This is a genomic window from Acutalibacter muris, from assembly GCF_002201475.1.
Classification (GTDB): Bacteria; Bacillota; Clostridia; order Oscillospirales; family Acutalibacteraceae; genus Acutalibacter; species Acutalibacter muris.
In genome coordinates this window covers 3,206,496-3,223,328 of the sequence record NZ_CP021422.1, presented here as the reverse complement: position 1 = coordinate 3,223,328, position 16,833 = coordinate 3,206,496, and the positions used below count along the sequence as shown (strand labels likewise).

The window sequence follows — 16,833 nt, the reverse complement described above, 5'->3', positions numbered from 1 at the left end:
TTGTATATAATAATACATATATTAAATATATAATATTATTCCGAGCCACTTTCGGGGCTTATCCGCTCGCCCCGCTCAAGGCGTTCTAAAAGCTTCACGGAGTCCTGGTGATAGGCCGTAAGCTTCTCGTCCTTCTCCACCGCCCCCTCTGTGGTGCGCAGGGAAATACTAAGGCGCTTGCAGAGCTCCTGCACCACTTCGGGGGTCCAGTTATTCAGCTCGTTGCCATCGGCGGTGAAATCTTCAAGGCCCTCATAATCGCTCCAGGGGCGGCTGGCGTTATCAAAATCCCTGGCCCCCTCGGGCATAGTGCCGCCGTCGTTATAGAGGAAGAAGCCGTCCAACCCGTCGCCCAGGGCCGAAAGCCCGTCCTGGTCATGGATATATATCATGCAGCTGCCTATGGCCGCGTCCCCGGCGAACCTTGTATAGGCGGCCTGCGTCATCTGATAGTCCTGGTTGGAGGAGTTGTCCCCAAACACATAGTTGCTGACTATCACCTTTACCTTGCCGTCGCCGTTGCGGTCCTCGCAGAAGGGCTCGAGATAGCGCTCCAGCTCCTCCGTCACCTCACTGGGCAGACTGAAGCTGGTTATCATCCCCACGGTATAGTCCGGTTCCACCTTGGTGACCACAGAGTATATCCAGCTAAAAGCCACCGCCGCAACGATAGCCACGAACAGCAGTATGCGCTTGTTATAGTACCACCAGTTCTTGGCCTTGTCCTTTTTGGTCTTCAGCTCTATAACGCCGGTGTGTATGGTATCCTCTCCTACGTCCAGCAGGTATCGTTCACGGGCCATGAAAGCACCTCCAAAAATGCAAATATCAATAAGAATATTGTATTACCTTTGGGGGGTATTGTCAAGTTAATAAACTGTGAAGCGGCGGCGCGGCTTTCTAATAGAAAAGCGGGCAGGGTCTGTACCCTGCCCGTTTCCTTCACTATACCCTCACACCCGCACCGTGCAGAAGTCAAACCCCTTCTCCATCTCCTGTGAGAGCCTGACGATAAATCCGGCCAGCAGCTCTATGCACTCCTCAAGGTCCCTCCAGCTGCCCACCTCCACCGAGCTGTGCATATACCGAAGGGGTATGGACACCAGCGCCATGGGTACGCCCTCAAGGGTGCGGTTCACCGTGTCGCCGTCGGTGCCGGTATGTCCGGCGGCCACCTCGTACTGGAGCTTTATCCCCAGCTCCTTGGCCGTCTCCTCTAAAAGGGCGTTCATCCTCTTGTTCACCGCCGTGGCCCGGCAGAGCACCGGCCCACCGGACAGCTTCACCTCGCCGGTGTCCCCGGGGTCGCCGCCGGGGGCGTCGCTGGCCCAGGTCACGTCCACGGCGATACAGCAGTCGGGCTTGATCCGTGCGGCGGCGTAGTAGGCCCCGCGGCCGCTGGTCTCCTCGCCCACCGTTGTGGCGGCGTATATGCCCATCTTCGCGCCCTTCTCTGCGGCAAGCTTTGCGGCTTCAAGCACCACAAAGGCCCCGGTCTTATCGTCCAGCGCACGGCAGGTGAAAAGGCCGTTCATAAGCTCCCGCACCTCTGTGTCTGCGCAGACCGGGTCGCCCACGGATACCAGCTTTTCGGCTTCCTCCTTGGAGCTTGCGCCTATATCCACCAAAAGGTCCGTGTCCTTCACCTTGTCCTTTTCAAGCAGATCGCTGCAGGTGGCCACGACCCCGGGGACCCTCCTGCCGTCATGTATCACCTGCACCGGCGAGCCGATGTAGAGCTTGGGGCTCACCCCGCCGTCTTTCATCAGGCGCAGTCTGCCGGAATCGTCGATATAGGTCACCAGAAAGCCTATCTCGTCGATATGCCCGCAGAGCAGTATCTTATGCTCCGCCTCCGGGTTCACTACCGAGACGGCGTTGCCGCTGGGGTCGGTGAGCTGGGTCTGGGCAAAGCCCCTGCCGAAGCCCAGGGCCTTTTCCTGGATATGCTCCTCGTGGCCGCTGACCGATGGGGTGTTCAATAGCTCCTTCAAGAAATCCCTGTTCATTTTTTAGCTCTCCCTTGATTACGTGATTTAATACTTTATCCTTCTATTTTTCAATGGCAATAGCGTAGTCCAGGATAATGTCGCCGTTCTCGTCCGGGGTGGTGAACCTGGGGCAGTTGTACCTCTCCAGGCACCAGCTGTCCTCCCTCCTTTTATATCCCCGCAGACTCAGCTCATTAAGGCACATATTGTGGGTGTCCATGGTATAGAACCCGTCGCTGCCCTCTCTGTCCCTGAGATAGCATACGGCGTATTCCTGGGGCTCTATGTCCACATACCCGAAGCCCTCCGGGGCCCGGGTCCCCGCCGGGAACAGTCTCCCTATCCAGTATTCCGGCGCGCCGTCCACAATATGTACGGCGCCGATATAAGCGTCGCCGTTAAACTCCAGGCTTCGGAGGGCCTCAAGTTTTCCGAACCAGCCGTTGGACCACCACTGGCCCCAGTCCGGACCCTGGGCATAGCTTTTGCCGATAAGCCGTGCCGCCGGACAGTTCTCCCGCTTTACATCAACTATTTCCATTTTTTTAATACCTCCAGACCTTCTATTTGTTTCGCTTCCCTGTGACCTCGCTGATATCGACTCTCCACACTGCCGTGCCCCCAAGGCTTTTTTCCACCGTTTCCTGGAACTTATCCATATGCTCCGGGGCGTACTTTTCGCAGAGGGTCCGAAGGGCACGGACCTTCTCCTCCTTGTCCGTGACCTCTGACGCGCGGCCCTTCAGTATTGCCGACTCATATTTTGTGGTATACTCCTCCCCGGCTATCCGCATATCCCCTACACAGGTAAGGCATACCCGGCTATCCCGGCGCATACAGTCGGTCTTAGTTCCCTTCATGGCGCTGTGGAAGTAGACGATCTCCCCGTCCCTTGCGAGGTTCACCGGCACGCCATAGGGCCCGCCATCGGGGCCTATAAGGCAGAGCACGGCATAGGGGCACTTGTCCGCGGCTCTTAACGCGTCCTCCCTCGGTATTTCCCTGTCTTTCCTGCGCATATTGCGGCACCTCTCCTTCATGTGTCCGTTTGCTAAAGTATATCATAGGGGGAAAGTAAAAGCAAGAAAAAAGGGCTCTTGACTTCCTTGGCCGCCCCTGATATCATAATAGCGTAGAGCCTGGCGGTCCCTTTGCCGGTGGTACCAGTCGCGGTCTCCCGTCATACTATGTTTATAGTTAACGCAGTTCAAAAGGGGCGTGCCTCTTTTGTAAAAGCGCGTTTACTATACGTCACATACCAAAAAGGAGAGGCTATGAAATTCACCTTCAAGACCACCATGCGCGCCTGCTTTATGAGCTATATTGCCCACGCCGCCGTCAACAACTTTGTCCCTCTGCTGTTCGTCACCTTCCAGCAGGACTACCATATCCCGCTGGACAAAATAACCCTGCTGGTGACGGTGAACTTTGGGGTGCAGCTTATAGTTGACCTGCTGGCGGCAAAATTCGTGGACAGGATAGGCTACCGCCCGTCGGCGGTGGCGGCACAGCTGCTGGCGGCGGCGGGGCTGGCGCTGCTGACGGTCCTGCCGGGGCTTATGGACCCGTTTATGGGGATTCTGCTCTCTGTGATAGTCTACGCCCTGGGCGGCGGGCTTATAGAGGTCATTGTAAGCCCCATTGTGGAGAGCTGCCCCACGGACAATAAACAGGCGGCCATGAGCCTATTGCACTCCTTCTACTGCTGGGGGCACGTGGGGGTGGTGCTGATATCGACCCTGTTTTTCCATCTTGCGGGCGTGGGGAATTGGCGGGTCCTGGCACTTATCTGGGCGGTGCTGCCAATACTTAACAGCGCGGTTTTCTGCTTTACCCCTCTGGCCCCGCTGCTGCCGGAGGAGGAGAAGGGCATGGGCATGAGGGAGCTGCTTTCTAACAAGGCTTTCTGGCTGCTGTTTGTGATGATGCTCTGCGCTGGGGCCAGCGAACAGTCCGTGAGTCAATGGGCCTCCGCCTTCGCCGAGAGGGGTCTTGGAGTCAGTAAAACCCTGGGCGACCTGATGGGGCCAATGGCCTTTGCCGCCCTGATGGGGCTCTCCCGGGCCCTGTACGGCAAATTCGGCCAAAGGGCGCGGCTTGACCGTGTAATGCGCCTGAGCGCCGCGCTTTGCGCCGTGTCCTACCTGCTGGTGGCGCTCCCCTCCTCGCCGGCGGTGAATCTGCTGGGATGCGGCCTCTGCGGACTCGCCGTGGGCATAATGTGGCCCGGCACCCTCAGCAAGGCCTCTGCGGCCCTTCCAGCCGGGGGCACGGCCATGTTCGCCCTGCTGGCCCTGGGCGGGGACCTGGGCTGCTCCGGAGGGCCAACCCTCGTGGGGCTGGTAGGGGGCGCGGCCGGCGGGGACATGAAGCCGGGGCTGCTCCTCTCGGGGGGCTTCGCCCTCATTATGCTCATATGCCTGTTTACCAAAACGCCAAAGCACAAAGGAACAAATCCACCCGAGACGTAACATAATAAAGGAGTAAAATTATGCGTAAAGGCCGATTGTTTCAAGTTGTATGCTATCTTCTGGAAAGGGGACAGAGCACCGCGGCCCAGATGGCCGGGGAGTTCGGAGTCTCCGTGCGCACGGTCTACCGGGATGTGGAGACCCTGAACGCCGCCGGCATACCCATATACGCTGAGACCGGCAGGGGCGGCGGCATCTGCCTGATGAAGGGCTTTGTGATGGACCGCGCCCTGCTCTCAAAGGAGGAGCGCGGGGATATCCTCAACGCTATAAAGGAGCGCGGAGAGGAGTTCGCAGGCCCCACCCCCGCCGTCCTTTCGGAGATTGCGGAGCTCTTCCAGCTGCCCGCCGGGGAAGGGCTGGAGGTGGACCTCTCTGGGGAGGGGTACGCGGCGAAGGCCGGGGAAAGGTTCAGGCTCATACAGCGGGCGGTCATACAGCACCACTGCGCGGACATAACCTACGCGGGCCCCGGCGGCGAGCCGGAGAAGCTGGACCTAATGCCCCTAAAGCTCTGCTGCCGTGCGGGAGGCTGGTATTTAAAGGCTTACTGCACAGGGGCCGGGGAATACAGGGAGCTGTCCCTTTCAAGAATAATAAAGTGGAAACCGGGTGTTGACGCCTTTGAGCCCCGCTCCTTCCCGGAGGAGCGGCCAGCCCCGCCGCCGGAGACCACCCGGGTGATATTGCGGTTCCCCCGGGAGATGGCCGACAGGGTATATGAGGTCTTCGACGGCACCCTTATCTCCCAGCGCAAGGACGGCCTTTTGGAGCTTAGGCAGGACGTCCCCGTGGAGGACAGACTCATAGGCCGGCTGCTGGCCCTGGGCCCGGGGGTCAAGGTCGCGGCCCCGGCCTCCCTTCGGGAGGAGCTGGCCCGCCGGGCAAGGGAGATATATGAGGCCCACAAATAGGGTCTATCTCCTGGTAAGCTGATAGAAGGCCACGGCGCTGGCCGCCGCCACGTTCAGGGAGTCCACGCCGTGGGACATGGGTATGCGCACGGTATAGTCGCATTTGGCGATGGTCTCGTGGCGAAGGCCGTCCCCCTCTGTGCCCAGCACGAGGGCAAGGCGCTCCTCCATAAGAAGCCTGGGGTCGCCGATATCAAGGCTGTCCTCCCGAAGGGCCAGGGCGGCGGTCTTAAAGCCCAGCCCCCTTAAAAAGCCCGGCCAGTCCCCTTCGGGCAGGTACGCCCAGGGCACCAGGAACACGTTGCCCATGCTCACCCGCAGGGCCCTTCTGTACAGTGGGTCGCTGCCCTGGGCAGTGAGGAGCACCGCGTCTATATCCAAAGCGGCGGCGCTGCGGAAGATGGCCCCAAGGTTCGTGGGGTTCATTACGTTTTCCAGCACGGCCACACGGCGTGCCCCTTCGCACACCTCCTCCGGGGAGCGGAGCTCCGGCCGTCTCATGGCGCAGAGCATCCCCCGGGTCAGATGAAAGCCCGTGAGCTCGCACAACACGGCTTCCTCGGCCGCGAACACCGGCACGTCCCCGCAGCGTTCTATAAGCTCCCGGCCCTTGCCCAGGGCGTGCTTCGGCTCCGTCAGGAGGGACACCGGCACGCACCCCGCGTCCAGGGCCCGGCCGATGACCAGCGGGCTTTCGGCAATGAAAAGTCCGTTTGCGGGGTCGGCCCGGTTCACAAGCTGATTTTCAGTGAGCCGGGCGTATATGTCCAGCTCCGGGGCGGCAAAATCAGTTATCTCGATAATTTTCATACAGCCACGTCCTTTTACACAGTTTAGTAAAAAGTATATCCTATTTCCCCCCGGGCCGCAAGCCCCCCGGGAAAAATCACAGGAGGTTCAAAAATGATTTCAAGAGAGATTTGCGAGCGCGTCCTGCTGGCGGCGTCCTCTACCGGCGCGGACTACGCCGAGCTCTTTATGGAGGACACCCTGGACCACTCCATCGAGCTGGTGGGCGGCAAAGTTGACTCCGTCCACGATGCGCAGACAGCCGGGGCCGCCGTGCGGGTGTTCTTGGGGCTTCGGAGCGTTATGGCCACCACCGTGGACACCAGCGAGGAGGGCCTGATAAAATGCGCCCGCCGGGCCGCAGAGGCCCTCTCAGAGGACAGGGCGGAGGTCAGCGTTGCCCTTCGGGAGCGGCTCTTTGGGGACAGGCACCCCATAAAAACAGTCCCCGGAGGCGTGGGCAACAGGGAGAAGATAGACATCTTAAGGGAGGCCTGTGGGACCGCCGGCGGGTACAGCGATAAGATAGTCCAGACAACAGGCTCCCTCTTAGACGTGGACCACAATATCCTAATTGCCACCAGCGAGGGGCTTTACGCCCGGGATCGCCAGATACGCACCAGGTTATCGGTCAGCGCCGTGGCCGAGATAAACGGCGAGACCCAGACCGGCGGCTGCCGCCCGGGGGCCCGAAGGGGCATGGAGCTTTTTGACAGGGTGAACCCCAAGTCCGTGGGCCTTGAGGCCGCCCGCCAGGCGGTGACCATGGCCGGGGCGGGGTACTGCCCGGCGGGGGTCATGCCCGTGGCCATAGGAAACGGCTTTGGCGGGGTCATCTTCCACGAGGCCTGCGGCCATTCCCTGGAGGCCACCAGCGTGGCCTATGGGAATAGCCAGTTCTGCGGAAGGCTTGGGGAGAAGATAGCAAACGAGAAGGTCACCGCCATCGACGACGGCACGCTGCCGAACGAGTGGGGCTCCATAAACATCGATGACGAGGGGACCCCCTCCCGGCGCAACGTGCTCATTGAAAAGGGCGTGCTGAAGTCCTATATGATAGACAAGATGGGCGGCCGCCGCATGGGGAGGGAGCCCACCGGCAGCGCGAGAAGGCAGAGCTTCAGCTATGTTACCACCTCCCGGATGACCAACACCTTCATCGCCCCGGGGGACGACAGGGACGAGGATATTATCGGCTCCATCGAGTACGGGCTATATGCCAAGGAGATGGGCGGCGGCTCGGTGAATCCGGTGACCGGGGAGTTCAATTTTGCCGTGAACGAGGGGTACATTATCCGAAACGGCAAGATATGCGAGCCCGTCCGGGGCGCCAGCCTTGTGGGCAAGGGCTCGGAGGTGATACAGAAGATAGACATGGTGGGCCGGGAGCTAAAATGCGGCCAGGGTATGTGCGGGTCCTCCAGCGGCTCCATCCCCACCAACGTGGGCCAGCCCATGATACGCGTCTCGTCCATCACTGTGGGCGGCAGATAAAGGGGGAAAAATTATGGATTTTCAGGTATTCAAAAGCGCTGCGGCTGAGGAGGCCGCAAAGCTTAACATAGAGGAGTACGAGCTGTACTGCCAGCTGGAGGACAGTGTATCGGCCTCTGCCTTCAAGCGGGAGATAAACGGCTTTTCGGACTCCGGCGAGGGAGGGGCCTGCCTGCGGTGCCTTGTGGAGGGCCGGATGGGCTACGCCTCTACCCAGCGGTTTACCGAGGACAGCGCCAGGGCCCTTGTGCGCCGGGCCAGGGACAACGCCGCCGTCCTTGAGACAGCCGAGCCGGAATTTCTGGTGGGCGCGGGCGGGGAGTACCAGACCGTCCGTACAGAAAACGCCCCCCTGCCCGGGGCGGAGGCCCTGCGCCGGACCGCCCTTAGGGGACAGGAGGCGTTGTACTCCCAGGAGGGTGTAGTGGACGGCAGCGAAACCGAAGTGTTCGGGTCGCATATCGCCATCGCCATCAGCAACTCCAAGGGGCTGGATTTGCAGTATGAGAACTCTGTCTCTGGGGCGGTGCTAAGCGCCGTGGTCAGCGACGGCAGTGAGGAGGGGGAGAAGGCCAGCGAATATAAGATAACCCTTGGAGAGCCGGAGGGGCTGGACCTTCTCGCCGCCGCAGAGGAGACTGCGGGGAGAGCCCGGGAGACCCTGGGAGCGGGGACGGCCCCCACCGGGGTGATGCCTGTGGTGTTCTCCGCCGACGCAATGTCCCAGCTTTTGGCGACGTTCTCCCCGGTGTTTTCCGCCGAGAACGTACAGAAGGGCCTGTCCCTGTTAAAGGACAGGGAGGGCACAGAGATAGCCGCGCCCATAGTCACCCTTATAGACGACCCCTTCTATGAGAAGGCCCCGCTGCCCATGCCCTTTGACGCAGAGGGCAGCCCCACCCGCAGAAAGAGCGTGATAGAAAAGGGGGTATTGAGGACCCTGCTCTACAACCTGCGCACCGCCGCTGCGGCGGGTAAGGAGACCACCGGCAACGCCTCTAAGGCCGGGTACGACTCCAAGGTGGGCGTGCGGCCCTTCACCATGTGCCTTGCCCCCGGGGAAATGAGCCGGGAGGAACTGCTGGAAAAGGCCGGGAGCGGCGTGCTGATAACCTCCCTTGGGGGCCTGCACGCCGGGGCAAACCCCATCAGCGGGGACTTCTCCCTGCAAAGCTCCGGGTTCCTTATAGAGGGCGGCAAAAAGGGCGCGCCGGTGCGGTCCTTCACCGTGGCGGGCAACTTCTTCACCCTGCTGAAGAACATCACGGCCGTGGGCAGCGACGTGAAAACGCCCACGTCCCCCTCGTTCACGACCTTTATCAGCCCCAGCGTGCTGGCACAGGGGCTGTCCGTGGCGGGGAAGTGAGCGGAGCTTTATGGCCCGCCGGGGCTTGACAAAGGGGCCCTGATGGGATATAATAGAGACAGAAAAAAGCGGAGCCCGCCGATAGACGGCTGGCCCGGTTAATGGGTTGTTTTAAAAAAGCAACCGTTCCCTGGCATGGAACGGTTGCTTACTTTTTATGATTCAGACTGTCATATACGTTGATTGCGGCCAACAAGAGCAGTAGCAGCTCTATGACCAGGTGCAATATCTGATAGTCACTCATTAAGCTTGCCCCCTTTACACTTGATTCCTGCTTTATGCAAAACAGGTTTCTATGTAATCAGAGGGTCCAGGTCCTCTGTTGAGGGCCAACCGTCCACCGTTTCCTGACGGACTCCTTACTGACATAATACCAGATACTTCAAGGCATTGCAACATATTTATCGGCATAATTTAATTTCCGTATCTTTACACCCTCCCGGCTTGCTTTCCACAGGCTAAAGGTGTATAATAGTTCCCATACTGACAGAAGGGAGTGATACCATGTACCTCATAAATTACCGGGCGTTCAGCTTCCGGCCTACCTTCAAAACGCTCCGCGCAAGCCTGTGATGGAAGGTAAGTGATCCGTAGCTGGTCTGACATACCAGCTATTTTGCGCGGAGCGGCGAGAGTCGGACAGCTTATGTTTAACTCTTTGGGTCGCTTATGTTTTCGCCATAGGTTTGCCTTTTGATATCATAATCAAAAAAGGAGCCGATGGCAATGATAGAGATAGGTTTAAACAGGGTAAGAAAAAATTTCGGATTCAAGAATGTGCTCTCGGGCGCGAGCCTTGAGATACACACCGGCGAGCGCGCCGCCCTCGTGGGGCGAAACGGCACCGGCAAGAGCACCATACTGAAGCTCATAGCCGGGGAGGAGACCCCGGACAGCGGCGTGGTCAGCCTGCGCCGGGGAGCAAGGAGGGGCGTGCTGTGGCAGATACCGCCCCTTAGAGAGCCGGGGACCACGGTGGAGGAGGCTCTGAAGGAGCCGTTTTCTGAGCTCTTTGCCATGGAGCGGCGCATGAGGGAGCTGGAGCCCCGGCTGGGCGGGGACGAAAAGCTTCTCCAGGAGTATTCCGCCCTTTCGGAGCGGTACGCCCTTGAGGGCGGCTATGAGATGGAGGAGCGCAGCTCCAAGGTCATCGGGGGTTTCCGCCTTTCCCCGCTGCTCTCCCGGGAGTATAACGCTCTTTCCGGCGGGCAGAAGACCGTGGTGAACCTGGCCGCCGCCGTGCTGCCGGGGCCGGATATACTGCTGCTGGACGAGCCCACAAACCACCTGGACATGGAGACTTTAGAGTGGTTCGAGGACTTCCTCTCCAAGTACCGGGGCACGGTGGTGCTGGTCTCCCACGACCGGTGGTTTTTGGACCGGGTGGCCACCCGCACCATACTCTTAGAGGGCGGCTGCTGCGAGAGCTTTCCTGGGGGCTACTCCAAGGCCATGGAGCTTCGGGAGAAGGAGCTTTTGGAGGAGTTCCAGCAGTACAAGACCCAGCAGAAGAAGATAGAGGCCATGAAAGCGTCCATCAAGCGGTTCAGGGAGTGGGGGGCGCTGAACAAGAATAACCCCAGCTTCTACCGCAAGGCAAAGGAGCTTGAGAAGCGCCTGGAGAAGCTGGAGCTCCTGGAGCGGCCCCAGCTGGAAAAGCCAAAGCTGCCCATAAGCTTTGAGGGCTCCCGCACAGGCAGCGAGGTGCTGCGGCTGCGGGATTTCTCCCTGACCCTTGGGGATAAGGCCCTCTTTCGGGGGGCGGAGCTGCTGGTCCGGGAGAGGGACAGGCTCTGCCTTATGGGGCCCAACGGCTCGGGCAAGACCTCTCTCATCAGGGCCCTGCTGGGGGAGCTGCCCTATGGCGGGGAGATACGGCTGAACCCATCGGTGCAGCTAGGCTATATCCCCCAGGAGATACGCTTTCTGTCGGAGACGGAAACGGTGCTTGAAGCCTTCCGCCGGGAGATACCCTCCGGGGAGGGACAAGCCCGGGGACTTCTGGCAAAGTATTTCTTCAGGGCCGGGGACGTGTTCAAGAGGGCGGGCTCCCTCTCTGGGGGCGAGAAGGTGCTTTTAAAGCTGCTGATACTTTTACAGCGGCAGGTGAACCTGCTGATACTGGACGAGCCCACCAACCACATCGATGTCGAGACCCGGGAAATGCTGGAGGAGGCCCTTTCGGAGTACAGGGGCACCCTGCTGTTCGTGTCCCACGACAGGTACTTTATCCATAAGACCGCGACCCGGGCGGTGTATGTGCGGGGCGGGAGGATAGAGACAGCGGGGGTATAATATAGACAGAAAAGCCTAACAGACATCCTGCTCTGCCAAATGGGAACCCCCGGAGATTACGGCTCCGGGGGTTCCTTTGGGTCAGGACTCCCCCAGGAGCATACTCATAGTAGTGTACGCGTCGGAAACGGCCTTCTGGCGGGCCGCGTCGCTTTCCGCGCTGAAGTAGGCATAGTAGCCCCTGGATATCTCCGTGTCCAGCTTTGTGGGGAACTCTGCGCCGGTTATCTCCTCCAGGAGCTCCCCGAAGGCCTCCCAGCAGCTCCCCTGCAGGCCGTCCCGCAGGTCACCGCCCCCGGAAAAGGCCTCGCGGATATAGGGCACGGTGGTGTCCGGGCCGAACAGGTCGGTGTATATGGGGAGAGCGTTGCACCACAGATACATATGTATGTCCGAGTCCTGCATATACTCCCGGTCCAGCAGCAGGTCGGCGGCGAAGAAGGCCCCTGCGGGGTTTTTGGCGTTTGCGTTCACCCCGGCAAAAACGTCCACCCGGGCGGTAACTCCGCCGTCGCTGTCATATAGCGGCACCATCGTCACCGGCTCCATGGCCCACTGCCGGGAGGCAAGGTCGGCGTTGGCATGGGCAATATCGCCGGTGAACACCCCGCTGGGAGAAGCTATCTCCCCGGAGTGCACGCGCCTTTCATATTCCAGGAGCTCCGAGAAGAACTCCCCCAGCTCCTCCTTTGAGAAGTTAAGGCTCTCGGCCTTATAGTCGGCCAGTTGCCCCAGGGCCGGGTATATCCCTGTGAAACACTCGTCAAACTCCTTGTTGTGCCAGAGGGAGAGGGCGCTCCCCAGTGGGCCCTCCGGGTCCAGAAGGTCGGAGAGGGTCAGCTTTTGCCCCGGGTCCGTATGAAGGTATGACGAGCGCATGAGAGCCGCGTCTATGTCATAGGTGACGGGCAGCAGGAACCGCCGCCCATCAGAGGACTTTCCCGCGTCAAAGACCGGCGAGAGCATTTTGTCCGGCTCCATGAACCGGGCCCGCTCCATATAGCCGTCAAGGCAGAGGAACAGGCCGTCCTCCATCTTCTTCTCCGGGAACAGGAACAGGTCCGAGGCCCCGTTCTGGCGCAGCACGAACAGGTCCGGGCCCTCCCCGGCCATAAGCTCCGCCCGAAGCCGGGTAAGCTGGCCCTCCCGGTCGGAGCCAAGATCCTCGAGAAATTCCACCTGCACGTTCCGGGGCCCGCCCACTGCCGCCAGCTCCTCAAGAAAACCGTCCACGGCCTCCTGCCGGAGCTTTGCGCCGGTGTATTTTGCCTGGCCGGAGTCAAAGTCGAAGTGCCGGGGGTCAAAGCTGGCGTCCAGGTCGAAGCAGATGGTCAGGGGCTCCTTGGGGTCCAGATCTTCGGGCTTCGGGGTCTCTTTCCCGGGCCTGGAGCAGGCGGCAAGGCCCAGAAGGGCTAAAAGCGACATAAATAGGGCAAGTTTTTTGAACATAGTAATCACTCCCGTAACCTTCTATATACTTTATATCATATCATAAATCTGCTTTTATTGCAAGCAAACGCTCTCCGCCTAGCTATCCGCACGTATACCCCAGGTGCCCACCTCCGCTATCTCCCAGAGATCGCCGTCCCGCTCCACCCTTATCTGCCGGGAAAACCTGTACCAGCCCTCCCGGCTTTCGTCGGGGACGGTGTTCCCGGCCATGAGTTCCTCTGAGGGCTCACCCTCGGACAGGAACCGGCAGTGCATGGAGTAGCAGAAGGAGCTGTCGGCCACGTCATACAGCGTAAGCCTTGTGCACTCATACTCCTCTACGCCGGTCCCCTCAAAGAGGTTCTCCCTCCACTTTTCCGCCGAGAGATAAATGATACCTTCTATATCCTCCGGCGCCCTGTCATAATCAAGGCTGTCGTCAACGGTTATCTCCACGCTTCTGTCGGGGGTGGGCTCGGGGGTAGGTCCCACGGGTTCAGCGGTAGATTCGGGCGTAGGGTCGGGAATGGGTTCTGGGGGCACAAGATTTCCCGGTACCGGCGATACGCTGGTCCCGCCGGCGGATACCGGAATATCCGGGCTCTCCTGGGGGGCGCAGGCGGTAAGGACAGCAAGGGCAAGGGACAGCAGTATGAGTATGAGCTTTTTCATAGGTCATCCTCCCTCCGGTTTAGTCTCTACTACTTATATCGTCAAAGGACGCGGGGGGTCACAGGTTTTTTCGGGGGTTGTGGATAATGGCGGCCCTATTTGGCGCCCTTGTGTATCTCCTGGTGGAGCTGATAAAGACGCAAAAAAGTAACCGTTCCGGGCGAGGGAACGGTTACAAGCTTAAAATATAGCATTTTTTCTGTCTTTATATACCACGCCGGGGGACTCGTTGTAAAGCCCCCCGGCTGCGCCGTCCCTCATTCCACCGGCGGCTGTGGCGGCTGCTGAGCGTCCTGGGGCGCATACTGCTGCTCGGCAAAATTCTGCTGTGGTGTGCCGTACATGGGCGGCATTGGAGGCTGCATGGGTGGATACAGCACCTGGTTCATGGCCTTGCCGTAGGTGCGAAGGAGCACGATCATAAGGATAAGCCCTGCGGCGTGGGCAAGGCTGGCCGCGCCGGTCAGGGGGGCGGTGAACAGGGCGAAGAGCCCGGAGATTATGCTGCATGCGGCGGAAAAGCCGGTCATGCCCACAAGGTAGCCGGACACCCGGTCGTCAGCCATGCCGGTGGCGGCAACGGTCTTTGTCCGGTTTATCATGCGGATAATGCTGGCCTGATAGGCGATGGCAAGGCCCATTGCAAAGCCGATGATAAGGGCGAACACCCCCAGCACCACCACCACGGCGATGGTGGCCTCCTCGTCGGAGAAGCTGCTGCCGTAGCTGTAGTAGCCGCCGTATGCGTCGAACAGGGAGCCCAGGGGCGCGTCGCTTACCAGGAAGGCTATGATGATAATGGCGAACCCGCACAGCACCAGCACTCCGGCGAGGCACAGCCCCACAAGGCTTATGTACGAGAGCACCTTGCAGATGGTGAGCCCGGCGGTGGAGATATTACCGCTCTGGCGGCTCTTGCAGGTGGAGAAGTGCAGCCACATGGCTACGGCGGTGAGTATGGCCGGGATGGAGCCCAGCACGGCGGTGACCATCGAGGAGGAGCGCATGGCGTTCATAATGGCCTGTACCTGGTCCATGTCCAGCCCATACTGGAAGGCGTAGACGTAGACGCTGGACATGGCGTCGCTGACCCCCAGCGAGGAGAAAATAGTCAGAAGGGCCCAGGCCGACATGAGCACGGCCAGCGCCAGGAACAGGGGCGAGGAGCCCACGGTCTTCAGAGCGTTCAGCGCCGGGTTATCGGACAGCGGCGGCCCCTCAAGCGAACAGGGGCAAACGGTGCCGTCGGGGATATCGCGGCCGCATTTTGGACAAATCATTTTGAAACCCTCCAGGATATTTATTGTTTACTGAAAGTCTTACAAAATATATATTACATTATCGCGACGGAAAATGCAAGCACCCATATTATACCAAAATCCCCCAAAAAGTTCAAGCTTTTACTGGACAAAAGACCAAAAACGTGATAAAATGTACGCATAGCGTACATTTTTAGAAAGCTTTCAAGCAAAGGAGGAGGAATAACATGAAGAATATATTGAAGCGGGCGCTCTCTTTCCTGCTCTCGGCGGCGCTGCTTTGCGCCCTTGCCGCCGTACCGGCAGGGGCTGCGGCGGGCTTTTCCGACGTGCCGAACGGGGCCTGGTACACTGCGGCGGTGAAGGACCTGACGTCAAGGGGCATAATGAGCGGCAAAGGCGGCGGCAGGTTCGAGCCCAACAGCCCCATGACCCGGGCGGAGTTCACTACAATGCTGGCCAAGACGGCCCTCTCTGAGGAGGAGCTGTCGGAGTACAAGTACAGAGGGAATTTCTCGGACGTGGGCGGCGGCCACTGGGCCAACAAGTACATCAACTGGGCCAACGACAACGGCATAGTAAGCGGCAGCGGCGGCAAATTCAATCCGAGCAAAATGATAACCCGCCAGGACATGGCCGTTATGCTTGTGAACTATTCAAGGGCCATGTGCATAGAGCTCCCCCCAACCACAAGCTCCGTCTCCTTTGCGGACAGCGGCAAGATAACCCGCTACGCCAGGGAGAGCGTGGAGGCCTGTGTGCGGGCCGGGATAATAAAGGGTGACAACGGCTATTTCCGTCCCACCGACACCAGCAGGCGCTGTGAAGCGGCCCAGATGTTCTCCGCCTTCCTGAAGCTGGGCCGGGCTCCCAGGTTCAAGGTGGTGCGCAGAAGGGTGGGCGGCGTGTCCGTGTCCGGGGTGAGCTTTGACCCTATGGACTTCACCCCCAACGTGGTCATGGGCGGCAGCAGGGTCAACGGCGGAGAGAGCGTGGGCTCCCTTATCAGGCGGGCCGGGGCCGAGATAGCTGTGAACGGGGCCTTCTTCGACATGGAGAGCTATGCGCCCTATGGGACCATAGTGAAGAACCGGGAGCTTGTGACCACCTTCAACAACTACTCCCCTCAGAAGTCCGCCATAATCATGGACGGTTCGGGCCGCTGGTCGGTGGAGAACTTCTTCACCTATGTGACCCTTACCGCCGTCAGGTACGACGGCTCTGAGAAAACCGCCAAAGAGGTGGCCGTGAACAGGAGGCCCTCCCGGCCTACGGACGGCTCGCGCATTATCTTCACCCGGGCTTGGGGCAGCAGGCTGGGCTTTGCCCCCAAGTACGCCGTGAAGGTGGACAAAGAGGGCTTTGTGACGGATATCTACCACGATACGGACGTGGAGATACCCGAGAGCGGCTATCTTATCGTTCAGCAGGCGGACCGCCAGTATCAGAACGAGTTTATCAGCACCATGGCTGTGGGCAGCGTCATAGACAAGCAGGTGGAGTACAGGGGCTCCAGCACCCAGGACATAAAGTATTGCGTGGCCGTGGGGCCGAGGCTTGTGAAGGGCGGAAGGGCCTATGGGGACTCCGGCACCTATGCCGCCGAGGGTCTTGACCACATCAACAACTTCTCCGGCGACGTGCGGGTCTGCATGGGTGTAAAGCCCGACGGCGACCTGGTGATAGTCACGGCCTACGCCAGCCTGCCGGAGATGTCAAAGGTCATGGTAGGCCTTGGATGTGACAGCGCGGTGAACCTGGACGGCGGCGGCTCAGCGAACCTGTATGCAGGGGGGCTATACTTTACTGGGCCAAGGGAGAGGCTTTTGAACAACGTGCTGACCTTCAGGTAAAAGCCGTAAAATAGAGAAACAGGGCCGCGCTCCTAAACAGGGTGCGGCCCTGCTGTTCTTCACAGCTTGAATTCCTCCGGGTCGTGCTCCGGCAGAGGCGGGGGATTCTTCGGCTCCCTCAGAAGGGGGTTATAGCGGTAGCGGCCGCATTTGCCAGACTCCGGGAGCTTCAGCCCAAGGCGGCAGACAGGGTCCCCGGCGGGGGAGGCGTTATAGTCGCAGTAGGCACAGCTTACGGGCACGCTGCCGCCGAACAGTGGAGAGGTCTTTTTGCGCAAGGTTCATCCTTCCTTCAGGT

At 59.8% G+C, this 16,833-nt stretch carries 15 protein-coding genes; 6 read left to right on the top strand and 9 right to left on the bottom strand.

Going from position 1 to position 16,833, the window contains the following annotated elements:
• Positions 1-35: 35 nt before the first annotated feature.
• From ADH66_RS16390 to ADH66_RS16375, 4 genes are all read right to left on the bottom strand, one after another.
• Complete coding sequence (locus ADH66_RS16390) at positions 36-803, bottom strand: hypothetical protein (protein ID WP_066538635.1); 768 nt, start codon at positions 801-803, stop codon at positions 36-38.
• A gap of 150 nt (positions 804-953) precedes the next feature.
• Positions 954-2,009 (bottom strand): M20/M25/M40 family metallo-hydrolase, encoded by a 1,056-nt coding sequence (locus ADH66_RS16385; protein WP_066538636.1) that lies wholly within the window; start codon positions 2,007-2,009, stop codon positions 954-956.
• A 43-nt stretch (positions 2,010-2,052) separates the two neighbouring features.
• The gene (locus tag ADH66_RS16380; protein ID WP_066538638.1) at positions 2,053-2,532 is read right to left on the bottom strand and encodes a hypothetical protein; all 480 of its coding nucleotides are present in this window, start codon (positions 2,530-2,532) and stop codon (positions 2,053-2,055) included.
• A gap of 22 nt (positions 2,533-2,554) precedes the next feature.
• Entirely contained in the window at positions 2,555-3,010 is a 456-nt protein-coding gene (locus ADH66_RS16375; protein WP_066538640.1) for a pyridoxamine 5'-phosphate oxidase family protein, read from the bottom strand.
• Between the two features lie 255 nt (positions 3,011-3,265).
• Here ADH66_RS16375 and ADH66_RS16370 point away from each other — a divergent pair, with 255 nt between their 5' ends.
• Positions 3,266-4,462: an MFS transporter gene (locus ADH66_RS16370; RefSeq protein WP_066538642.1), complete on the top strand. Its 1,197-nt coding sequence runs from the start codon at positions 3,266-3,268 to the stop codon at positions 4,460-4,462.
• A 20-nt stretch (positions 4,463-4,482) separates the two neighbouring features.
• Positions 4,483-5,376 carry a helix-turn-helix transcriptional regulator gene (locus tag ADH66_RS16365; protein WP_066538643.1) on the top strand — a complete coding sequence of 298 codons (894 nt, stop codon included), beginning with the start codon at positions 4,483-4,485 and terminating at the stop codon, positions 5,374-5,376.
• Positions 5,377-5,379: 3 nt separating this feature from the next.
• Here the strand turns inward: ADH66_RS16365 and ADH66_RS16360 are convergent, their stop codons facing one another.
• A complete protein-coding gene (locus ADH66_RS16360) occupies positions 5,380-6,186 on the bottom strand; it encodes a TrmH family RNA methyltransferase (RefSeq protein WP_066538644.1) in 807 nt (268 codons plus the stop codon).
• A 93-nt stretch (positions 6,187-6,279) separates the two neighbouring features.
• Between ADH66_RS16360 and ADH66_RS16355 the strand changes: the two genes are divergently transcribed.
• The 3 genes from ADH66_RS16355 to abc-f all read left to right on the top strand — a co-directional run bounded on the left by ADH66_RS16355 (position 6,280) and on the right by abc-f (position 11,320).
• Positions 6,280-7,659, top strand: a complete 1,380-nt coding sequence (locus ADH66_RS16355) for a TldD/PmbA family protein (protein ID WP_066538645.1) — start codon at positions 6,280-6,282, stop codon at positions 7,657-7,659.
• Positions 7,660-7,672: 13 nt separating this feature from the next.
• On the top strand, positions 7,673-9,025 hold the full coding sequence (locus tag ADH66_RS16350) for a TldD/PmbA family protein (RefSeq protein WP_066538646.1): 1,353 nt from the start codon (positions 7,673-7,675) through the stop codon (positions 9,023-9,025).
• Positions 9,026-9,751: 726 nt separating this feature from the next.
• Complete coding sequence (abc-f, locus tag ADH66_RS16345) at positions 9,752-11,320, top strand: ribosomal protection-like ABC-F family protein (RefSeq protein WP_066538650.1); 1,569 nt, start codon at positions 9,752-9,754, stop codon at positions 11,318-11,320.
• Positions 11,321-11,401: 81 nt separating this feature from the next.
• Here abc-f and ADH66_RS16340 read toward each other — a convergent pair whose 3' ends face one another.
• The 3 genes from ADH66_RS16340 to ADH66_RS16330 form a co-directional block, all read right to left on the bottom strand.
• The gene (locus ADH66_RS16340; protein WP_066538651.1) at positions 11,402-12,769 is read right to left on the bottom strand and encodes a hypothetical protein; all 1,368 of its coding nucleotides are present in this window, start codon (positions 12,767-12,769) and stop codon (positions 11,402-11,404) included.
• Between the two features lie 78 nt (positions 12,770-12,847).
• On the bottom strand, positions 12,848-13,423 hold the full coding sequence (locus tag ADH66_RS16335; RefSeq protein WP_066538652.1) for a hypothetical protein: 576 nt from the start codon (positions 13,421-13,423) through the stop codon (positions 12,848-12,850).
• 257 nt (positions 13,424-13,680) lie between these two features.
• The gene (locus ADH66_RS16330) at positions 13,681-14,703 is read right to left on the bottom strand and encodes a hypothetical protein (protein WP_066538655.1); all 1,023 of its coding nucleotides are present in this window, start codon (positions 14,701-14,703) and stop codon (positions 13,681-13,683) included.
• Between the two features lie 206 nt (positions 14,704-14,909).
• On the opposite strand from ADH66_RS16330, the gene ADH66_RS16325 reads away from it, so the two are divergent.
• Positions 14,910-16,535 carry an S-layer homology domain-containing protein gene (locus ADH66_RS16325; protein WP_066538660.1) on the top strand — a complete coding sequence of 542 codons (1,626 nt, stop codon included), beginning with the start codon at positions 14,910-14,912 and terminating at the stop codon, positions 16,533-16,535.
• Positions 16,536-16,594: 59 nt separating this feature from the next.
• Here the strand turns inward: ADH66_RS16325 and ADH66_RS16320 are convergent, their stop codons facing one another.
• The gene (locus tag ADH66_RS16320; RefSeq protein WP_066538662.1) at positions 16,595-16,813 is read right to left on the bottom strand and encodes a hypothetical protein; all 219 of its coding nucleotides are present in this window, start codon (positions 16,811-16,813) and stop codon (positions 16,595-16,597) included.
• Between the last annotated feature and the right edge of the window lie 20 nt (positions 16,814-16,833).